The organism is Pseudoduganella violaceinigra DSM 15887 (assembly GCF_000425385.1).
Lineage (GTDB): Bacteria > Pseudomonadota > Gammaproteobacteria > Burkholderiales > Burkholderiaceae_D > Rugamonas > Rugamonas violaceinigra.
The window spans coordinates 119,312-137,783 of sequence record NZ_KE384357.1 but is presented as its reverse complement, the minus strand read 5'-3'; the positions used below and the strand labels follow the sequence as shown (position 1 = coordinate 137,783).

At 60.7% G+C, this 18,472-nt stretch carries 20 protein-coding genes and 2 pseudogenes; 10 read left to right on the top strand and 12 right to left on the bottom strand.

Annotation, left to right across the window (positions count from 1 at the left end):
• Positions 1 to 49 precede the first annotated feature (49 nt).
• Positions 50 to 1,936 carry a methyl-accepting chemotaxis protein gene (locus H597_RS0120165; RefSeq protein WP_028103717.1) on the top strand — a complete coding sequence of 629 codons (1,887 nt, stop codon included), beginning with the start codon at positions 50 to 52 and terminating at the stop codon, positions 1,934 to 1,936.
• An 11-nt stretch (positions 1,937 to 1,947) separates the two neighbouring features.
• A complete protein-coding gene (locus H597_RS0120160; RefSeq protein ID WP_028103716.1) occupies positions 1,948 to 2,748 on the top strand; it encodes an outer envelope protein in 801 nt (266 codons plus the stop codon).
• A gap of 191 nt (positions 2,749 to 2,939) precedes the next feature.
• Here H597_RS0120160 and H597_RS0120155 read toward each other — a convergent pair whose 3' ends face one another.
• From H597_RS0120155 to H597_RS0120145, 3 genes are read right to left on the bottom strand one after another with little or no spacing between them, the layout of a single operon-like run.
• Positions 2,940 to 3,905 (bottom strand): hypothetical protein, encoded by a 966-nt coding sequence (locus tag H597_RS0120155; RefSeq protein WP_028103715.1) that lies wholly within the window; start codon positions 3,903 to 3,905, stop codon positions 2,940 to 2,942.
• On the bottom strand, positions 3,902 to 4,759 hold the full coding sequence (locus H597_RS0120150; protein ID WP_028103714.1) for an ABC transporter ATP-binding protein: 858 nt from the start codon (positions 4,757 to 4,759) through the stop codon (positions 3,902 to 3,904). The genes H597_RS0120155 and H597_RS0120150 overlap by 4 nt, the downstream gene beginning before the upstream one ends.
• Positions 4,756 to 5,124, bottom strand: a complete 369-nt coding sequence (locus tag H597_RS0120145; protein WP_028103713.1) for a GntR family transcriptional regulator — start codon at positions 5,122 to 5,124, stop codon at positions 4,756 to 4,758. Before H597_RS0120145 ends, H597_RS0120150 begins: the two co-directional genes overlap by 4 nt.
• A gap of 138 nt (positions 5,125 to 5,262) precedes the next feature.
• On the opposite strand from H597_RS0120145, the gene H597_RS0120140 reads away from it, so the two are divergent.
• Positions 5,263 to 5,730 (top strand): cupin domain-containing protein, encoded by a 468-nt coding sequence (locus tag H597_RS0120140; protein ID WP_028103712.1) that lies wholly within the window; start codon positions 5,263 to 5,265, stop codon positions 5,728 to 5,730.
• On the opposite strand, the gene H597_RS31765 is transcribed toward H597_RS0120140, so the two are convergent.
• A complete protein-coding gene (locus tag H597_RS31765; RefSeq protein ID WP_051293954.1) occupies positions 5,684 to 6,448 on the bottom strand; it encodes a DUF72 domain-containing protein in 765 nt (254 codons plus the stop codon). The genes H597_RS0120140 and H597_RS31765 overlap by 47 nt on opposite strands.
• A 47-nt stretch (positions 6,449 to 6,495) precedes the next feature.
• Between H597_RS31765 and H597_RS0120130 the strand changes: the two genes are divergently transcribed.
• The 3 genes and pseudogenes from H597_RS0120130 to H597_RS34265 all read left to right on the top strand — a co-directional run.
• Entirely contained in the window at positions 6,496 to 7,086 is a 591-nt protein-coding gene (locus H597_RS0120130; protein ID WP_028103711.1) for a DUF1439 domain-containing protein, read from the top strand.
• A gap of 30 nt (positions 7,087 to 7,116) precedes the next feature.
• The gene (locus tag H597_RS0120125; protein ID WP_028103710.1) at positions 7,117 to 7,872 is read left to right on the top strand and encodes a hypothetical protein; all 756 of its coding nucleotides are present in this window, start codon (positions 7,117 to 7,119) and stop codon (positions 7,870 to 7,872) included.
• Between the two features lie 227 nt (positions 7,873 to 8,099).
• A pseudogene (locus tag H597_RS34265) lies at positions 8,100 to 8,523 on the top strand (ribonucleotide reductase barrel domain-containing protein); the annotation flags it as partial.
• A 133-nt stretch (positions 8,524 to 8,656) separates the two neighbouring features.
• Here H597_RS34265 and blaOXA (H597_RS0120120) read toward each other — a convergent pair.
• The 4 genes and pseudogenes from blaOXA (H597_RS0120120) to H597_RS0120110 form a co-directional block, all read right to left on the bottom strand.
• Positions 8,657 to 9,403 carry a class D beta-lactamase gene (gene blaOXA / locus H597_RS0120120; RefSeq protein ID WP_035374807.1) on the bottom strand — a complete coding sequence of 249 codons (747 nt, stop codon included), beginning with the start codon at positions 9,401 to 9,403 and terminating at the stop codon, positions 8,657 to 8,659.
• 14 nt (positions 9,404 to 9,417) lie between these two features.
• Positions 9,418 to 10,206: a class D beta-lactamase gene (blaOXA, locus tag H597_RS36275; protein ID WP_051294024.1), complete on the bottom strand. Its 789-nt coding sequence runs from the start codon at positions 10,204 to 10,206 to the stop codon at positions 9,418 to 9,420.
• A 99-nt stretch (positions 10,207 to 10,305) separates the two neighbouring features.
• Positions 10,306 to 11,184 (bottom strand): annotated as a pseudogene (locus H597_RS36270) (M56 family metallopeptidase); the annotation flags it as partial.
• Positions 11,181 to 11,561, bottom strand: coding sequence for a BlaI/MecI/CopY family transcriptional regulator (locus tag H597_RS0120110; RefSeq protein WP_028103707.1), 381 nt, complete (start codon positions 11,559 to 11,561; stop codon positions 11,181 to 11,183). The gene H597_RS0120110 and the pseudogene H597_RS36270, both read right to left, overlap by 4 nt.
• A 122-nt stretch (positions 11,562 to 11,683) precedes the next feature.
• Between H597_RS0120110 and H597_RS0120105 the strand changes: the two genes are divergently transcribed.
• On the top strand, positions 11,684 to 12,184 hold the full coding sequence (locus H597_RS0120105) for a hypothetical protein (RefSeq protein ID WP_028103706.1): 501 nt from the start codon (positions 11,684 to 11,686) through the stop codon (positions 12,182 to 12,184).
• Positions 12,185 to 12,285: 101 nt separating this feature from the next.
• Here the strand turns inward: H597_RS0120105 and H597_RS0120100 are convergent, their stop codons facing one another.
• The 4 genes from H597_RS0120100 to H597_RS31750 all read right to left on the bottom strand — a co-directional run bounded on the left by H597_RS0120100 (position 12,286) and on the right by H597_RS31750 (position 15,121).
• Positions 12,286 to 12,882, bottom strand: a complete 597-nt coding sequence (locus H597_RS0120100; RefSeq protein ID WP_028103705.1) for a DJ-1/PfpI family protein — start codon at positions 12,880 to 12,882, stop codon at positions 12,286 to 12,288.
• Between the two features lie 296 nt (positions 12,883 to 13,178).
• On the bottom strand, positions 13,179 to 13,916 hold the full coding sequence (locus H597_RS0120095; RefSeq protein WP_028103704.1) for a UDP-2,3-diacylglucosamine diphosphatase: 738 nt from the start codon (positions 13,914 to 13,916) through the stop codon (positions 13,179 to 13,181).
• Between the two features lies 1 nt (position 13,917).
• Complete coding sequence (locus H597_RS0120090) at positions 13,918 to 14,409, bottom strand: peptidylprolyl isomerase (protein ID WP_028103703.1); 492 nt, start codon at positions 14,407 to 14,409, stop codon at positions 13,918 to 13,920.
• A gap of 31 nt (positions 14,410 to 14,440) precedes the next feature.
• Positions 14,441 to 15,121 carry a peptidylprolyl isomerase gene (locus H597_RS31750; protein ID WP_083941201.1) on the bottom strand — a complete coding sequence of 227 codons (681 nt, stop codon included), beginning with the start codon at positions 15,119 to 15,121 and terminating at the stop codon, positions 14,441 to 14,443.
• 183 nt (positions 15,122 to 15,304) lie between these two features.
• Here H597_RS31750 and cysS point away from each other — a divergent pair, with 183 nt between their 5' ends.
• From cysS to H597_RS0120070, 3 genes are all read left to right on the top strand, one after another.
• Positions 15,305 to 16,702, top strand: a complete 1,398-nt coding sequence (gene cysS, locus H597_RS0120080) for a cysteine--tRNA ligase (RefSeq protein ID WP_028103702.1) — start codon at positions 15,305 to 15,307, stop codon at positions 16,700 to 16,702.
• Between the two features lies 1 nt (position 16,703).
• On the top strand, positions 16,704 to 17,351 hold the full coding sequence (locus H597_RS0120075; RefSeq protein WP_028103701.1) for a DNA-3-methyladenine glycosylase family protein: 648 nt from the start codon (positions 16,704 to 16,706) through the stop codon (positions 17,349 to 17,351).
• Between the two features lie 68 nt (positions 17,352 to 17,419).
• On the top strand, positions 17,420 to 18,394 hold the full coding sequence (locus H597_RS0120070) for an acetyl-CoA carboxylase carboxyltransferase subunit alpha (protein ID WP_028103700.1): 975 nt from the start codon (positions 17,420 to 17,422) through the stop codon (positions 18,392 to 18,394).
• Positions 18,395 to 18,472 lie beyond the last annotated feature (78 nt).

The window sequence follows — 18,472 nt, the reverse complement described above, 5'->3', positions numbered from 1 at the left end:
CCGGGCGTTGTTATGCTTCATGCAGAACAACTGTCTCGGGGGAGTTGGAATGGAATTGCTGCGCCGCTTGTCCATCCGGCACAAGCTTCTTCTCAGCATGGGCCTGTGCCTGCTGCTGTTCATCATCATCTCATCCACCCTCAGCATCATGAAAACCAGCCAGGCGGCGCGCGAGCGCTTGCTGAAGCTGGAGTTGCCGGCGCAAGTGGCGGCCATCCGCAACGACGTGCTGCGCCAAATCGCCACGCCGCTGGCGGTATCGCAAACCTTGGCCAACAACACCTTCCTGCACGCCTGGGAAGAAGCCGGCGTGCCGGACGGTGGCGTAGCTGCGTGGATCACGGAAGCAAAGAACCTCAAGACAAAAAACAATGCCGCCACCGTATTCTGGGTATCGCGCAGCACCGGCAAGTACTTTACAGACAAGGGCTACGACCGCACGCTGAACGAGAAGGCGGCCAGCGACCAGTGGTTCTACGGCTTCCTGTCTGGCAGCTCGGCCTACCAGCTCGACATTGACAAGGATGTCAGCGCCGACACGTATATGTTGTTCATCAATACACGCTCCCAGACGGCGGGTGGCAAGCAAGCCGTTGCCGGGCTTGGGCTGTCCGTCAATGCGCTGGCCGAAGCGGTGCGCAACTACAAACTGGGGCGGTCCGGTTACGTCTTCCTGGTGCGCGCCAATGGCACGATCCTGATTCACCGCGATCTCCAAATGGTGGACGGCAAGCATCAGCTGGCCGAAATGCGTGGCATGACGCCAGCGCTGGCCAAGCGCTTGCTGGGCGGGGAAGCTTTCGTGGCCGACAGCTTCCAAGGCGCCGAAGGCGAACAACTGGTGGCATCGTCCTTCATTCCCGAGCTGAATGCCTACCTTGTCGCGCAAGTGCCGGAAGCGGAAGTGCTGGAGGGGATCGCGCGCGGCGCAGCCATGACTTCCCTGATTGCCGCCGTGATCGGCGGCGGCATCGGCATGCTGGCGATCTTTGTCATCGCCCGTGCAATTGCCGCTCCCGTGGCGCATGCGGCCGAACTGCTGGAAGATATCGCCGGCGGTGGCGGCGACTTGACTCGCCGCATGCCGGTGGAGTCGCAGGACGAAATTGGCGCACTGGCGGCGGCCTTCAACAAGTTTGTCGAATCTCTCAACGCCACCATCCTACGCGTGCGCGAAAGCAGCCGCGCGATCGGCGCCGCAACCGGCGACATCGCCAGCGGCAATATGGATTTGTCGGCACGCACCGAAGCGCAAGCATCCAACCTGGAGGAAACTGCCGCCGCGATGGAAGAACTCACGTCGACCGTGCATAACAACACCGGCAACGCGGAACAAGCCAACAAGCTGGTGGCCAGCACCGCCGAATCGGCCAAGCGCGGCGGCAATGTAGTGGGGCAGGTGGTCGAGAAGATGGCCACCATCACGGCCAGCTCGAACAAGATATCCGACATCATCGGCGTAATCGACGGCATCGCTTTCCAGACCAATATCCTGGCACTGAATGCGGCGGTGGAAGCGGCACGCGCGGGCGAGCAGGGGCGCGGCTTTGCGGTCGTCGCCAGCGAAGTGCGAAACCTGGCGCAGCGCAGCGCGGCGGCAGCCAAGGAAATCAAGGAACTGATCACCGAATCCGTGCAGCAGGTGGCGGACGGAGGCAAGCTTGCTGATTCGGCCGGCGCTGCGATGCAGGACATCGTCAACTCGGTGCAGAACGTGGCGGGCCTGATGCAGGAAATCGCCAGCGCAAGCAAGGAGCAAAGCCTGGGCATCGACCAGGTCAACCAGGCCGTGACGCAGATGGACAATACCACGCAGCAGAATGCGGCCCTGGTGGAGCAGGCCGCCGCAGCGGCGCAGTCGCTCAGCGAACAGGCCGCAAGGCTGGAAGAAGTGGTGGGACTGTTCAAACTCGACGCCACCCCGAAATTACGCTAACAGGAGGATGCATGACCCGTTCCGCAATGCTGGCAGCCTTCGCGCTGTGCGCCGCCCAACCGGCCTTCGCCCTGGACTGGATGGACAACTCCATCGGCTACCGCTTCGGCACCAAATTCGCCGAGCCCTACAACACGCAGGACATCCGCAAAAGCGTGATCAACCTGACGCATGCCAGCGGTTACACGTACGGCAGCATTTACATGAACCTGGACATCCTGAAATCCGACCATAAGGATGACAGCGCGACCGAAACCTATCTGGTGTATCGCCACACTCTGGACATCGGCAAGATAAGCGGCAAGGAATTCAAAGGCCCCGGCATGCGCGGCTTAGGTCTCACGCTGGGCCTGGACTGGAACCACAAGAATGACAATAGCTATGCCTCGCGCAAGCTGATGTGGGTGGCCGGTCCGACGCTGATGGTTGATGTGCCGGGCTTCCTGAATATCAGCCTGCTGGCGCTATGGGAAAGCAATAAGCCGATTGGCGTGACCTCGCGCTACGACTACGACACGCACGCCATGCTGAACGCCGCCTGGGGTATTCCGCTGGGCAGCGGCTGGTCGTTCGAAGGGTATATGAACTATATCGGCACCAAAGGCCGCAACGAGTTTGGCGGGCCGACCGGACCGGAGACCAATATCGACATGCAGGTGATGTATGACTTCAGTGCGGCGGCGGGGCTGAAGCCGGGCAAGCTGAAGGCGGGCTTTGAGTATCAGTATTGGCGCAATAAGTTCGGCAATCCGTCCAACGTGCCGGGCAGTTTGGCGCGGACACCGATGGTCCGCGCTGAATATCATTTCTAAAACATAGGCCGTCGAGACATCGGGTAGCTATCGACTGACTTGGTCAATCTAGACTTTAACCATTTGGTTCTATTGGCGGGAAACGGCCTGCAGAGCTGTTTGCCGCTTTTTGTGAGGAATTGGCGCGATGCCATCACTCCGGCGGCTCGACACTTCCGATGTCGCGCCGCCTGGGAAACCGGAAGGTTTGATCAATTCTCCTCACGCCAGCGGCGCAGCCAAATCGCGCCACCAATCATCGCCACACCAGCCACAGCCCCGACCCACAAGGTCGGGCTGGACAGCGAACCATATGCCTGGCCAAAGAACTGGGCAATCTGCAAAGCCGGATCGTTTTCCATGCCCGGCGTATGTTCCATCGCACGGCGCGCGCTTTCATTGAAGATGAACCACGAGCCTGGCAGCACGCTGCCGAGCAGGCGCATCACCACTTGCTGGAAGAACCATTCGATATTGATGCCCATGCTGAAGGCGTGGTTGGCCCATGCCAGCAGCGCGCCGCTCATCAGCGGGGTGCCGACCGCCCACAGGAACACTTTGCTGCGCGCCCAGCTCGATACCAGCAGCAACCAGCCCACAGTCGGCAGCGCCCACAGCATATAGACCGGAACCAGGGACAGCATACGGAATGGGCTGAGCCAGAAATTAGTCGAGGACATCAGGTCGCCGAACACGTTCACGCCGTGGAAGGTGAGGGCGAGTGCGACCATCAGTGTGATGCTGAGCGACACCACGAAGGCAATGGCGGCGATGATCAACGGCACGCCGAGCAGGGCGGTGACCGCCTTGGACAGCACGGTGTTGGTATCGGACACCGGCAGCGATTTCCAGAACAGGATACTGCGGTCGCGGCGGTCGTCATACAGGGCGCCCAGGCAGTAGAAGAAGATCAGGAAGGCCATCATGATGTACAGCGGGGTGCCCATCATGGGGAAGGCGGCGCCGTATGCATTCGCCATGTCATGGCGGTGCGCCATGGTCATGTCATTGAAGTGCGACAGGCTGTCGCCGTGCAGGCGGGCCTGCATATTGTTGCCGATGATGAGCATCACCGCGGTGAAGCTCACCATCAGCGCTCCCACGATGGCGGGCGCCCAGAACAGCATGCCTTTGTTTTCCCAGTATTCGCGCTGGATCAGCCATTTCATCGTCTTCATTGATATTCTCCTTGCATGCTGGCCACGAACAGGTCGGCCACGCTGGGGGTACGGGTTTCGCCAAACGTTTCCAGCTGCTTGCGCGAGACGCCGTCGAACAGCATTACCGCCTTGCCGAACACCGTGCGCTGGTGCAGCGGTTGCAGGGCGCTGGCTGCCGTCATGTATTCCGGCTGCACCATCACTTCGGTGTAGCGGTCGCCGATTTCGTCCATCGAGGCGGCGAGGGTGATCTTGCCGTCGCGGATGAACATCAGGTCGGTCAGGATGTTTTCGACTTCCTCGATCTGGTGGGTCGTGATCAGGATGGTCTTGTTTTCGTCGAAGTAGTCCTCCAGCAGCTGGTGGTAGAACTGCTTGCGGTACAGGATGTCCAGGCCCAGGGTCGGTTCGTCCAGCACCAGCAGCTTGGCGTCGATGGCCATGACCAGCGCCAGGTGCAGCTGCACGATCATGCCCTTGGACATGGCTTTGACCTGCATGTCCGGCGCCAGCTTGGTGCTGGCGATGTATTTTTCGGCGCGTTCGCGGTTGAAGCGCGGGTGCACGCCTTCGCAGAAGCTGATGGCGTCCTTCACCTTCAGCCAGCGCGGCAGGATCGCGACGTCGGCGATGAAGCAGACGTCTTTCATCAGCTCATCGCGTTGCTGGCGCGGGTCCAGGCCGAGTACATTCAGCTCGCCGTCGAATTGCGACAGGCCGAGGATGGCTTTCAGGGTGGTGGTTTTGCCGGAACCATTGGGACCGATCAGGCCGACAATGCGGCCCGCCTGGATTTCGAAGCTGGCGTCATCCAGCGCCTTGGTGGTGCCGAATCGCTTGCTCAGGTTTTTGGCGGTAATCAGTGCTGTCATGCCGGGGCTCCTTGTGGCGGCACATTCGTGGCGCGCAGCAATTGTTCAATGTCCAGGCCCAGGCGGCGGATGCGTTCAACCATCGCGGGCCATTCTTCGCGGATAAAACGGTCGCGTTCAGTGGACAGCAGTTTATCAACAGCGCCTTCGGTAACGTACATTCCTATTCCCCTTCTTTTTTCCACCAAGGTTTCATCGACCAGCTCCTGATAGGCGCGGGACACGGTAATCGGGTTCAATTGGTAATCGGCCGCGACCTGGCGCACCGAGGGCAGGGCGTCGCCGGGCTTGAGCAGGCCATCGAGCATCATGCCGACGACCCGCTCCTTCAATTGCAGGTAGATCGGACGGTTTTCATTCCACATACATCGTTTCCTCCAGTGTTGGTGATTTAATGGACTGGTGTTGTAGTGAACTATAACACTGAAGCGTCGACGCGCAAGTGGTTTTTTGCAAATGGTGGCTAAGCTCAGTGGTGGAGTACCCGTCCAAAGGAGATTGCCATGACCAAATCCATGCCGCGCGCCCTGGCTGCTGTCGTTGCCGCTGCCGCTTTTGGGTGCCTGATTCCTGTTTCAGCAATGCATCTCGGCGACGAGATGAAATGGGGCGATGCCCCGCCCACGCTGCCGAAAGGCGCCAAAGCTGCCGTCTTGCAGGGCGATCCGGGGAAGGCGGGGCCGTTTGTCATTCGCCTGCACGCCCAGTCGGGCTACAAAGTGCCGCCGCATATGCATTCGATGATGGAGAACGTGACCGTCATCAAGGGCACGCTAATGCTGGGCATGGGCGACAAACTCGATGAAAAGGCCGCCAGGGCCCACCATGCGGGGGATTTCGTGGCGATTCCGCCCAAGACCAACCACTACGCGATCATGAAGGGCGAGACCATTGTGCAGATTCACGGCGAGGGACCGTTCGACATCACGTATGTGAATCCGGACGATGATCCGATGAAGGGGAAGAAGTAAGCAACTGGCGCAGTTGCACGGCTTGGCGGGCCTGGGTGCCGGACATGGTGTTGTCAAAGATGACCAGGGCGGAGCCTTCCTGGCCGCGCAGCCATGCTGCCACCTGTGCCAGCCGTTCAGGCTCGTAAACCGAGCGGTAGATCAGGGGGCTGCCGTGCAGGCGCACGTAGGCGGCGTCCTGGCGGGCAGGTACGAAAGGCCCCGGCTCGCCGGCCGGCGGGTCGGCGACCACGCGGATGATTTTCAATTCGGTCATCATTGCGGTCGCTTCGTCGCCGAACCATGAGCCGTGCCGGGCTTCGCAAGCGACAGGCGCTTCGCCGAAGCGCGCATGCAGGCCGGTAAATAAGGCAGAAGCAGCCGCCGCATCGAAACGCAGGCTGGGCGGCGTCTGCACCAGCACCCATCCCAGTTTTTCGCCCAAGGCGCCGGCCTCCGCGGCGAATCGATCTAGCTCGGCATCGACTTCCAGCAGCCGTTTTTCATGCGTGACGGAGCGCGGTAGCTTGACGGCGAAACGGAATCCGGCCGGTACGCTCTCCGCCCAGCGCGCATAGGTTTCCGGCTTGTGCGGCCGATAAAAGGAAGAGTTGATCTCGACAGCATTGAATACGGCTGCGTATCGCGCCAGATTGCTGCCGGATTCCTGCCGCGGAAACAGCTCCGCATCGGCGCGCGGCAGCGCCCAGCCAGCGATACCAATGGTTACAGGTGGCATCTGCGATCCCCGCTATGATTGCAGCCACTATGACACAGGAGCTTCAAATGACCCCGCACAGACGACTCGCCGCCCGCACCATTGCCGCCGCCGCATTAGCCGCAGGTGGCGCTACCGCCGTGCTGCTGTCCGGCTGCGCCACCTTCGCCAGCTCGCACGACTACGACGTGCCGCTGGCCCGCCTGCAGCGCAATATCGACCAGCGCTTCCCGATTGAACACCGCGCGCTGGCGGTGATCGAGCTGCGCCTGCAGCAGCCGCGCCTTGCCACCTTGCCGAACGACCGCATTGGCTTGAGCGCGACGCTGTCCGTCAGCTCCCCGCTGATGCGGCAGCAATACACCGGCAGCCTGTCGCTGTCGGGGCGCCTGAACATCGACCAGTCGCGCAACGCCGTGATGCTGGCGGACGCGAAACTCGACGATTTTGTATTGGATGGCCTGGATGAGCGCACCCAGCGCCAGGTCGGCGGCGCCGTCCGCATGCTGGCCGACACCCTGGCGCGCGACACGCCGATCTATACCTGGCGACCGGATGAGCTGCGTTATGCGGGCGTGCAGTATGTGCCGACCGCCATCCGTACCTCGGCGGCGGGCCTGAGCATCCATCTCGAGCCAATGCGGGACGGTCGACTATAATCCAGGCATTAACACTTTGGAGAAATTGAAATGCCGTTTTTCGGTCTGGGTCTGCATATTCTGGTTGCCATCTTCTTTGCCGTGCATGCTGTGCGGCGGGGACGCGAGCTGTATTGGCTGCTGATCCTCTTCTCCTTCCCACTGCTGGGCAGCCTGGTGTACTTCTTTGCCGTGTACATGCCGAGCACCCGACTGGAACACGGCGCACGCAAGGCCGTTGCCGCCGCTGGCCGCCTGCTCGACCCGGGCCGCGAGTTGCGCGAAGCGCGTGAGGCGTTCGACTTCACCCCGACCGCGCAAAACCAGATGCGCCTGGCCTCGGCCCTGCTGGAAGCCGGCGAAGCCAAAGAAGCCGCCAGCACGTACGAGGCCTGCCTGCAGGGCGCGTTCGGCTCGGACCTGGATATCCGCTTCGGCGCTGCAAGGTCCAACGTGGCCACCGGCGCCTTCGCTAAAGCGATCGAACACCTGGAATTCATCCGCGGCCGCGACACGAACTTCCGCGCCGAACAATGCGCCCTGCTGATGGCGCAGGCGCTGGCTTCTGCCGGCCGCAAAGAGGAAGCGCGCGCCGAATTCGAAAACGCCGTGAACCGCTTCGGCAGCTTTGAAGCCCATGCCGAATTCGCGATCTGGGCCGCCAATGCCGGCGAGTTCCAGCTGGCGCAGCGCCTGCAGAGCGAGCTGCAGCGGATGATGGACCGCTGGAACCGCCACACCGCCTCGCTGAACGACGCCACAGTACGGCGCATGAAAGCCGCCTTGGCGCGGATACCCCGCAGCTGAGAAAAGAAGGAGCATCAGCATGCATAGTCCGATCCTGATGTTCCAGTCGTCCCGCTTCGAAATCGTGCAGGACCGATGGAGCGCCTGGCGGGACGGGACCCGCGTGGCAACCTTGGGGTCAGGCTCTTTGCTTGCCACGGGCCCAGCCGTAACTTATCCTGCATCAAGGATTTTGCCCCCGCATTCAGGGATAGTCAGGCTCAGTTTTAACCTGAGCAGGATTATCCATGAATGCAAACGAAAAAAATGTTCGGCAACCCCATGCCGCCCCAGGAAATCTCGCTGGACGTGCTGCGCGAGAAATATGCGAAGGGGGCGGAGCAGGACATCATCGACGTCCGCCGCCGCGTAGCCCGCGCCCTGGCGGCCCTGGAGTCACCGGACCTGCGCGCCGACCTTGAAGACCAGTTCCTGTGGGCGCAGGAGCACGGCTTCATCCCCGCCGGCCGTATCAATTCCGCCGTCGGCCTGGGCCTGAAAGCCACGCTGATGAACTGTTTCGTGCAGCCGGTGGGCGATTCGGTGACCGGCGAGGACGACGGCCTGCCCGGCATCTACACCGCCGTCGCCGAAGCGGCAGAAACCATGCGCCGCGGCGGCGGGGTGGGCTACGACTTCAGCGCCATCCGCCCGGCCGGGGCCATAATGAAGCGGCCCGGTAATTCGGTCTTGAACTCGACCATCGTGGCTCCGCCCGGAGCGACGGTGGCGGTCCGCACTCCTCGTCCTTCAGGGCGAGGCGGAAGTCAATTAGATCAAGTGAGAATTGGCCCGATGCCACGTCCTAAAGAGCCAGCTGCGGCAAGCGTGCCAAAAAGCTATCGCGGATATCCATTCCAGTGCTCCCGCCCACCTGCGCGAAGGCGATGCGCCGGTCGCCGCGCTGAAGCCAGCCGACATACCAGCCCAGTTTCTGGCCGCCGTCGCTGCCGCTGCCGGTCTTGCCGTACACCTGCCAGCCGCCGACTTGCTTTGGCCATTTGACCAGGGTGGCCGCCATATCATAGGCCTGGGGGTTGACGCCCAGCTCACGGTTCAGGACGCGGCGCAGGAAGCCGATTTGTTCGTCCGGCGAAATGCGCAGCGAAGAGCCGAGCCAGGACTCGGACAAGCCGTTGTTCTTGCCAGGATCGCCGCTGACATCTTCGTTGCCATAGCCGAAGCGCTTCACATATCCGGCGAAGCGTGCCTCGCCAAGTTGCAGGGTAAGCTGTTGCGAGTACCAGACCACGGATTCCTTCATCCAGGAACTGGGATCATGGGATTGCCGCCATACAGGGCGCCAATCCACATAACCCTGCTTGAAGGGCAGCACCGGCGCATGCGCGTCCTGCAGTATGCCGGCGTCGTAAGCCATCAGGGCGATGGGCAGCTTGAAGGTCGACATCGGCGGCAAGCGCTTATCGCACAAGCCTTCGTGGATCAGCCACTTTCCGGTGCCGGCATCGGCCATCGCCAGGCAATGCTCCGCCGAATACGCGAGCAAAGGGAGCCCCAGCCCTGCCAGCAGGGTGAAGATTTTGCGTTTCATGTTTGAGTCCTTGCTTACAGTTTAGCGAGATAGGTGGGGAGTTCCTGCAGGACCGCTTCTCGCAAGCGGGGGCCGGCCGCGCCTTCCTCGAGCTTCTGGTCCTGAGCCAGGCGCGCAAACACAATGGTGCGCTGGCCGTTCGTCGCCCAGCCTACGAACCAGCCGTAAGAACGGGAATAATCGTCCTTGCCATCCGGACCGACAGGAGCGCCGGTGCCGGTTTTGCCGAAGACCTGCCAGCCGTTTGGAAGATCCTTGAGCTTGAGTAGGCGCGCGGTCTGCTCGTGCGCATACTGCGAAACGGGCAGCTCCCGCCGTACCAGACGGCCGAGGAAGGCAGCCTGCTCGTCGGCGGAAACCTGCAGCGAAGAACCGACCCACGACCAGGTCAGGCCATTGTCCTTATCGTGGTCGCCGCGGGTATCGCCGTTACCGTAGCCGAAGCCCTGTACATAGCGCTCGAACCGTTCGCGGCCGACATGGCGCGTGACTTGCTGGGCGTACCAGACAGCGGAATAGCTGATCCACTGGCTGGGATCCATATCGCGGCGCCAATCCTTGTTCCAGGCCTGGTAGCTCTCGCGGTAAGGCAGCACCGGCGCGTGCTGATCTTTCAGGAAGCCGCTGTCGAATCCCATCAAGCTGACAGCGATGTTAAAGGTCGACACAGGAGTAATGCGCGCGTCGCAATCGCCCTCGCGCAGCAGCGGCCTGCCAGTGGCGGCATCAGTGAACAGCGTGCAGTTCAGCGCCGCCCGCGATTGCGCGGCAGGCGACACGCTCCAGGCCAAGGCCGGCTGCACGGCAAAATTCCCGCCCCCGATAGCCGCCAGGGCAGCAACGGTTGCAGCACGCGCCCAGATGGCGCGGCTCCCATTGCCCGGCGTGCGGATCAGCGACACACGCTCCGACAGCGTGTTCGCATCGATGCTGCCGAAAGCCAGCGCACCTTGTGGCGAAAGGTGCTGCAGCTTGAGCTGCGCCACCAGGGCCGCGGCATAAGCCTTCCGCTGTGACGCAGGACGCCCGCGCAGCACCTCGCGGTCGCAGCCCAGCTCCTGCGCCCAGGTCAGATTAGCGCGCAGCAGGCGCATGAAAGGATTGAACCACAACAGCGTTTGCAGTAGCACGCCAGCGGCCATCCAATGCAAGTCATGGCGGCGCAAGTGAGTCAATTCATGTTCGACGATCAGCTCCCGCTGCAACTGGTTGAAGCCCCCAAGATGGCGCGGCAACAGCAGGCGAGGGCGGAGCAGACCAAGCAGCATCGGTGAAATCGGCGCGTCGACTTCGACAATCAAGGCGCGGCCCCCTTCAACTGCATGTGTGCTGCCGCCTTGCGCCAACCGGTCCAGCATGCGCTGCGCGCGCCACAAGCCGGCCATGGACCACGCCAAACCAGCGAGGTATAGGCACAGCCAGAGCCGCGCACCACTTAGCAGCCAAGCGCGCGTGCCGGCAGCTTGCTCGGCATGTTTTACCTCCGCTGCCGTGGCGTTGGGAAGGGCAGGCATTTGGGAAGGAGCGATCAACTGCGTTATCGACTCCGTAGCCGCTTCAAGCGGCGGGATCAGGCGCACGCGCTCGTTATGCGGCAGAAGTATGAGCGCGAACGTCGCCAGCACGGTGAGCTGGCCGAGAAGCCACAAGGACCGCTGCGCCGCCAGCGCAGGCAGGCAGCGCCGGAGCAGGGCGCTCAAAGCCCACACGCTGAAACCAGCGGCGAAGCAACCGAGGCTCGCGAGCAGGAAGCGCAGCAGCAGGAGATCGAAACCGCTCACGTTGCCTCGTCCTCGTCTAGCCAATCGGAGAGCATCTGCTCGAGCTGTGCCAACTCCTTTGCATCGACCAGCTTACTGCCTGCGAACATGTTGACCGGAAGGGGCGAATCGAGTTCCATGATGCGGGTGCCGAAATCGCGGGCGTATGCGGCCAAGGTCTCCACTTTATCGAGTAAGGCTTCGTAGACCTGGACGCCGTGGCGTACATGCTGCGCCACCATTTGCTTCTCCATCATGCGCTCCACGGTCTTGCGGGTCGATGAAAACGACCAGCCAAGCTCGTCTTCCACCGCCTCGTGGATTTCCCGCGCACTTAAAGGAGTCTGGCGCCAGAGTGCCTTCAGGACGCAAAGTTCAGGGGTGGATGGGATTGTCATGATGAAGCGGATGATGAGTGATTTGACTTATTTTGCGACAAATGTCGCAAGTGTGTCAATGATTTAGCATTGGGCGGGCTCATGTGATATACCTGATATCATCGCCACTTTTGAAAGTTGCGATGATGATGATGATGATGGACCGGGCGACTGTGTTCAAATGGATCAAAAGGGTAGCTGCCATATTGCTGGCTATATGTTTTGTGCTGCCACTTTCGCGGTGCAGCACCAAGCCTGATCCGCAGGCGCACATCGTTGCGAAAGACTCCTATGTTTATGGATACGAGATGGCCTTGGCATCATGGACGGATCTCAGGGGAAAAGATCCGAAGGGTATCTACTGGCTGCTCGCTATCTTCAATGTATTTTTCGTTCCGTTAGCTGTTCTGGGCCTTAAAGCTAAGGCTCAGTCGATCATCTATTTTTTCGGCTCGCTTGTATCGGCATTCTTCCTGTACTTATGGGTGTTCGTATTTGCGACCGACGCCGAAATCGGAGGCATCATCGCGATCGCCTGCTGGGCACTTTTGTTCATTACCAGTTGCTCAACGATATTTGAGCTTTGGCGAAGCGCTCGCTTGAAAAACCGGGGTCAGGTCTGTCATTTGGACAGCCAACGCTAACCTTTGATCTTTCTCAATACGCGAAATCGTCCATATTTGCGTATTGAGAAAAGTCAAAGAGTCGTGCTGCGTGTCCAAATGACAGACCTGACCCCGACTTTTTAAAGGTAAGGCGCTATGTGCCGGAGGGCGCGGTCGGCGTATTCGTCTTTTTCGGCCACTGGGGCGATGTAGTGGAGGGCGGCGCGAGCTGCTTCGGCACTTTCCAGCTTGGCGAGAACCCATGCCGCCAGGTATTGCGAGGCAAGGCAGCCTCCGGCAGTGGCGACGTTGCCGCTGGCGTGGAAGGGCTGCTCGAGTACTTTGACGCCGGCTTCTTCCAGCCATGGCTTGGTCGTGAGGTCGGTGCATGCTGGAATTCTTGCCAGCAGCCCTAGTTTGGCCAGCAGCAGTGCGCCGGAGCATTGTGCGCCTACGAGCTGGCGCGATGGGTGAAGCAGCAACTGCGTCATCAACGATGCATCGGCGGCGATGTCGCGCGTGCGCACGCCGCTGCCGACCAGTACCGCGTCGGCGCGCGAGGCATCGGCCAAGGTGCATTGGCCTCGCAGCGTTACGCCGTTCATGGACGTGACGTATTCGCTTGGCGTGGCGAGCGAAACTTTCCAGCCCGGCTGCTTGTGCCGGTTCAGGATTCCATGCGCCACCAGCGAATCGATTTCATTGAAGCCGTCGAATGTGATGATAGCGATATGCATGTGATGGTGAGGGTCAGTCCGGTATGATTGCCGATTGTATCGTCAATATCCTGTCGCTGCGCGGGGTGGGACTAAAATGAAGTGCGCAAAACCAGCGTCTTGAAGTCAAGTCATCACAGGTTTGTTACGTGCGAATCCTGGGCCAAGAGGTGGGTGCAGGTCTCCGTTGCGGGCTACGGCGATCTGAAGCGCGATGGCCTTGCGCTGCGCTTCAGCTTCGATGCCGGCAGCAACAGGCTTCGCCGATTGGCCAGGGTCCGCAGGTGATCGGGCGGCGCGTTGAGCGCCGCTGGCGGTCAGAGTGTCGTGCCGTCGAGCACGTGGCGCGCGATGGTGCCGTCGTCGGCGATGGAGATCCAGCCGCCGCGCGATGGTGTGTATTCGGGTTCCCAGTCCGGCAGTACGTAGCGCCGCGTGCCTGCTACTTCGTGCAAGGCGGGGCGGTGCGTGTGGCCGTGGATCATGATGGTGGTGCCGGTCTGCTCGAATACTTCGGCGATCGCTTCCGGCGTGACGTCCATGATTTCATAGGATTTCTCGGCGTGCCCCTGTTTGCTTTGCTCGCGCAGGCCGGCAATGATCTGCTTGCGCTGCGGTAGGGGCATGGTCAGGAATTGCTGCTGCCATGCTGGCTGGCGCACTTGCGCGCGGAAGGCCATGTATTTGACGTCTTGCGTGCATTGGGCGTCGCCGTGCACCAGCACGATGCGCTGGCCGTTGGCGTCGATCACCCAGGTTTCCGGCAGCAGGGTCAGGCCCGCTGCGGCGGCGAAGGCTTCGCCGACCAGGAAGTCGCGGTTGCCTGCGATCCAGAATAGCTGTACGCCCGCGTCGCTGACGCGGCGCAGGGCGGACACGATCTGCTGGTGGAAGGGCTCCGGCAGGTCATCATCTCCCGCCCAATATTCGAAGATATCGCCCAGCAGATAGAGCTGCTTTGCGCCCAGCGCATGTTCGTCGAGGAAGCGCAGGAACGCTTCCGTGAGGACCGGCCGCGCCGGTTGCAAATGCAGGTCTGATACGAAGAGGATCAATTTAGGCCGCTACGATTTTTTCGATGATGATGTCTTCCGCTGGCACGTCGGAGAACATGCCGGAACGGGTGGTCTTGACTGCCTTGATGGCGTCCACGACTTCGGTGCCTTCGGTGACTTTGCCGAACACTGCGTAGCCCCAGCCGTCCTGGCCTGGGTAGTCCAGGAAGGAGTTGTTCTTCACGTTGATGAAGAATTGGGCGGATGCGGAGTGCGGTGCCGAGGTGCGTGCCATGGCCAGGGTGTATGGTTCGTTTTTCAGGCCGTTCTTGGCTTCGTTTTCCACGGTTTGTTCGGCTGGCTTTTGCTTCATGCCTGGCTCGAAACCGCCGCCCTGGATCATGAAGCCGTCGATCACGCGGTGGAAGATGGTGTTGTCGTAGTGGCCTGCGTTCACGTAGTGCAGGAAGTTCTCGACGGTCTTTGGCGCTTTTTCTGCGTCCAGTTGGGCAACGATGGTGCCTTTGTTGGTGGTGATGGTGATGGTGGTCATCTTATTGTCCTTTGGTGTTTCTGAAAAATCGTTATTTTACAGGCTCTGGCTGCGGAGCAGGGGCGGGTTCCTGTGCAGGCGCTGGTTCCGGGGCCGGCGCTGGCGCTGCGGCGGGAGCTGGGGCGACCGGTTCCGGTACGACGATGCGTTTCTTCAGGACGGTGGCCGATTTGATCACGACCGGGTGCACGGGGATGTTCTGGAAGCCTGGCTTGTCGTCCACCAGCAGGACTTTGATCTTGTCCACGGTTTCCTTGCCTTGGATGACTTTACCGAACACGGTGTAGCCGTGGCCTTTGGCATTCGGGTAGTCCAGGCCGATGTTGTCGACTACGTTGATGAACCATTGCGATTGGCCGGAGTCAGGGCTGTCGTGGCGGGCCATCGAGATGGTGTAGGCGAGGTTGGAGAGGCCGTTCTTTTCTTCGCTTTTGATGGTCGGGCGCAGCGGCTGTTTGGATTTTAGGTCGGCGGTGTAGCCGCCTGCCTGCACCATGAAGCCATTGATCACGCGGTGGAAAATGGTGTCCTTGTAAAAGTCGCTTTTGACGTAGGCGAGGAAGTTGGCGGTCGAGATGGGGGCTTTTTCCTGGTCCAGCTCGACGATGATTTCGCCCAGGTTGGTCTTGATCGATACTTGCGGGTTTTCGGCAGCTGCTACGGTGCTGCCAATCAGCAGGCCGGCCAGCAGGGCAATCCATTTCTTCAGCATTATTGTTTCCTTTATAAGACTCGGTGCTCGCGTGCGCGAATTTTTCAGTGCTATACTTCGGCAGACGTTCCATTCTAACAAAGTAGAACTATAACAAAGGGACCACAATCCCCCTGGTACACACCGAGCACCGGTGCGACGCCTTATGCGTTTCGCGCCCGTGACCCGTTTACTTCTAGTCCGATGAGCAATTTAAAGATTTATAACACGCTGGCGCGCGAAAAGCAGTCGTTCAAACCCATTGAGGCGGGCAAAGTCCGGATGTACGTCTGTGGCATGACCGTATACGACTACTGCCACGTGGGCCATGGCCGCATGCTGATGGCGTTCGACGTTATCTATCGCTGGCTGAAGGCATCGGGCTACGATGTGCGCTATGCGCGCAATATCACGGACATCGACGACAAGATCATCAAGCGCGCGGTCGAGAACAAGGAAACGATCGGGCAGCTGACCGGCCGCTTCATCAAGTATATGGATGAGGATTGCGCCGCCCTGGGCATCCTGAACCCGACCGATGTGCCGAAAGCCACCGAATACGTGCCGCAAATGCTGGGCATCATCGAGAAGCTGGAAGCTCGGGACCTGGCTTACAAGGCCACCGACGGCGATGTTAACTACGCGGTGCGCCAGTTTGAAGGCTACGGCAAGCTGTCCGGCAAGTCGCTGGACGACCTGCGTGCCGGTGAGCGCGTGGACGTCAATACCGGTAAGCGCGATCCGCTGGACTTCGTGCTGTGGAAGGCCGCCAAAGAATCCGAGCCGGATGAGGTGAAGTGGGATTCCAAGTGGGGCAAGGGCCGTCCGGGCTGGCATATCGAGTGCTCGGCGATGTCGTGCTCTCTGCTGGGCGAAACCTTCGACATCCACGGCGGCGGCGCCGACCTGCAGTTCCCGCACCATGAGAACGAGATCGCCCAGTCGGAAGGCGCTTCCGGCAAGACCTTGGCCAATTACTGGGTGCACAATGGCTTCGTGCGCGTGGACGGCGAGAAGATGTCCAAATCGCTGGGCAATTTCTTCACCATCCGCGAGGTGCTGAAGCAGTTCGACGCTGAAGTGGTGCGCTTCTTCATCCTGCGCGCCCATTACCGCAGCCCGCTGAACTATTCGGACGTGCACCTGGACGACGCGCGCGGCGCGCTGACCCGCCTGTATACCGCGCTGGATGGCGTGGAAGGCGACGGCCAGCCGCTGGACTGGAATGAAGACAGCGCCAAGCGCTTCGCCGAGGCGATGGATGACGATTTCAATACTCCGATCGCGGTGTCGGTGCTGTTCGACCTGGCCTCCGAAGTGAACAAGACCAAGTCGCCGGTAGCGGTGCGTCAGCTGAAAGGTTTGGCTGCGGTTCTGGGCCTGCTGGAGCGCAGCCCTGAGGAATACCGCAAGGCTGCCCCGCAAGGCGCGGCAGGCGAGGGCATGGACGAAGCGGCCATCGAAGCGGCTATCGCTAGCCGCGCTGCGGCCAAGAAGTCGCGCGACTTCGCTACCGCCGACAAGGTGCGTGCCGACCTGCTGGCGGCTGGCATCGTCCTCGAAGACAAGCCTGACGGCACGACGAACTGGCGCCGCGCTTAAGATGGCTTTGTCCAGGGATAGCGGGCAGCAGGCGTCGGTGCCGCCTTATTGGGAGGATGCCAAGGCAGAGCTCATGAAGCGCGATCGCATCATGAACCGCCTGATCCCCCAATTCGGCGACCTGCACCTGGTCGGCCACGATGACCCGTTCATCACCCTGGCGCGCGCCATCGTCAACCAGCAGGTCACCACCCAGGTCGCCAATGCGGCATGGGCCAAGCTGCTGGAAATCTGCCCCAAATTCACCCCAGCCGCCGTGCAAAAGGCCGGCGCCGCTGCGCTTGCTGGCCGCGGCCTGTCCAAGCGCAAGGCCGAATACATCCTGGATTTGGCCGACCATTTCAAAAATAAGAAGGTCCACGCCGCCCAATGGGCGCAGATGGATGACGAAGCCGTCATTTCTGAACTGGTTCAGATCCGCGGCATTACACGCTGGACAGCGGAGATGTTTTTGATATTTAATCTGCTCCGTCCCAACGTGCTGCCGCTCGACGACAGCCGGCTGATTAGTGGAATCAGCCAGAATTATTTTTCCGGGGAACCCGTGTCGCGCAGCGATGCCCGCGAGGTTTCGGCCAACTGGGAACCCTACCGGACGGTCGCCACCTGGTATTTATGGCGTAGCCTGGATCCGGTTCCGGTAAAATAGCGCAAATTCTCACCGGTGACCCCGCCATAAGCAGGGTTGTCGATGATGCAAAAAACCTTGGAGGTACAATGATTAAAACGACTTTCCTCAATTTTGAGCAACCGATCGCGGAACTGGATTCCAAGATCGAAGAGCTGCGTTTCGTACAAGACGATTCGGCCGTCGACATTTCGGAGGAAATCGACCGCCTGGCCAAGAAGAGCCAACAGCTGACCAAAGACATTTACGCCAAGTTGACTCCTTGGCAAGTTTCCCAGATCGCTCGCCACCCGCAGCGTCCATACACCATGGACTATGTGAACGAAATCTTCACCGACTTCCATGAACTGCACGGCGACCGCACTTATGCGGACGACCAGTCCATCGTCGGCGGCTTTGCCCGTTTCAACGGCCAGCCTTGCATGGTGATCGGCCATCAGAAGGGCCGCGACACCAAAGAACGCGCCATGCGCAACTTCGGCATGCCGAAGCCGGAAGGCTACCGCAAGGCCATGCGCCTGATGAAGGTGGCCGAGAAGTTCAACCTGCCTATCTTCACCTTCGTTGACACCCCTGGCGCGTTCCCAGGCATCGACGCGGAAGAGCGCGGCCAGTCGGAAGCGATCGGCCATAATCTGTACGTGATGGCGGAACTGAAAGTGCCGCTGATCGCCACCATCATCGGCGAAGGCGGCTCCGGCGGCGCGCTGGCGATTGCCGTGGGCGATTCCGTGCTGATGCTGCAGTACGCGACCTACTCGGTGATTTCGCCTGAGGGCTGCGCTTCGATCCTGTGGAAGACTTCTGAGCGCGCATCCGATGCGGCTGAGGCGCTGGGCCTGACCGCGCACCGCCTGAAGGCGATGGGCTTGGTCGACAAAATCATCACCGAACCGCTGGGCGGCGCCCACCGCGATCCGAAGGAAATGGCCAAGATGCTGAAGCGCGCGCTGGCTGATTCCCTGCGCCAGTTCCAGGGTGTGAAGACCAAGGACCTGCTGGCAGCCCGTCATGAAAAGCTGATGAGCTACGGTAAGTTCAAAGAAACCACCTCTACCGAATAAAACCGGTAAAGCGGTACCTGACCCGCCGGGTCAGGTGCCGGTCACGCGGCCGCCGCGTCATAAGTGTCTGACCCTGCG

Excerpts from the sequence above, each read along its gene's own strand:
- H597_RS0120165 (WP_028103717.1), top strand. The coding sequence starts at position 50 with ATGGAATTGCTGCGCCGCTTGTCCATCCGGCACAAGCTTCTTCTCAGC.
- H597_RS0120160 (WP_028103716.1), top strand. The coding sequence starts at position 1,948 with ATGACCCGTTCCGCAATGCTGGCAGCCTTCGCGCTGTGCGCCGCCCAA.
- H597_RS0120155 (WP_028103715.1), bottom strand. The coding sequence starts at position 3,905 with ATGAAGACGATGAAATGGCTGATCCAGCGCGAATACTGGGAAAACAAA.
- H597_RS0120150 (WP_028103714.1), bottom strand. The coding sequence starts at position 4,759 with ATGACAGCACTGATTACCGCCAAAAACCTGAGCAAGCGATTCGGCACC.
- H597_RS0120145 (WP_028103713.1), bottom strand. The coding sequence starts at position 5,124 with ATGTGGAATGAAAACCGTCCGATCTACCTGCAATTGAAGGAGCGGGTC.
- H597_RS0120140 (WP_028103712.1), top strand. The coding sequence starts at position 5,263 with ATGACCAAATCCATGCCGCGCGCCCTGGCTGCTGTCGTTGCCGCTGCC.
- H597_RS31765 (WP_051293954.1), bottom strand. The coding sequence starts at position 6,448 with ATGCCACCTGTAACCATTGGTATCGCTGGCTGGGCGCTGCCGCGCGCC.
- H597_RS0120130 (WP_028103711.1), top strand. The coding sequence starts at position 6,496 with ATGACCCCGCACAGACGACTCGCCGCCCGCACCATTGCCGCCGCCGCA.
- H597_RS0120125 (WP_028103710.1), top strand. The coding sequence starts at position 7,117 with ATGCCGTTTTTCGGTCTGGGTCTGCATATTCTGGTTGCCATCTTCTTT.
- blaOXA (WP_035374807.1), bottom strand. The coding sequence starts at position 9,403 with ATGAAACGCAAAATCTTCACCCTGCTGGCAGGGCTGGGGCTCCCTTTG.
- H597_RS0120110 (WP_028103707.1), bottom strand. The coding sequence starts at position 11,561 with ATGACAATCCCATCCACCCCTGAACTTTGCGTCCTGAAGGCACTCTGG.
- H597_RS0120105 (WP_028103706.1), top strand. The coding sequence starts at position 11,684 with ATGATGATGATGATGATGGACCGGGCGACTGTGTTCAAATGGATCAAA.
- H597_RS0120100 (WP_028103705.1), bottom strand. The coding sequence starts at position 12,882 with ATGCATATCGCTATCATCACATTCGACGGCTTCAATGAAATCGATTCG.
- H597_RS0120090 (WP_028103703.1), bottom strand. The coding sequence starts at position 14,409 with ATGACCACCATCACCATCACCACCAACAAAGGCACCATCGTTGCCCAA.
- H597_RS31750 (WP_083941201.1), bottom strand. The coding sequence starts at position 15,121 with ATGCTGAAGAAATGGATTGCCCTGCTGGCCGGCCTGCTGATTGGCAGC.
- cysS (WP_028103702.1), top strand. The coding sequence starts at position 15,305 with ATGAGCAATTTAAAGATTTATAACACGCTGGCGCGCGAAAAGCAGTCG.
- H597_RS0120075 (WP_028103701.1), top strand. The coding sequence starts at position 16,704 with ATGGCTTTGTCCAGGGATAGCGGGCAGCAGGCGTCGGTGCCGCCTTAT.
- H597_RS0120070 (WP_028103700.1), top strand. The coding sequence starts at position 17,420 with ATGATTAAAACGACTTTCCTCAATTTTGAGCAACCGATCGCGGAACTG.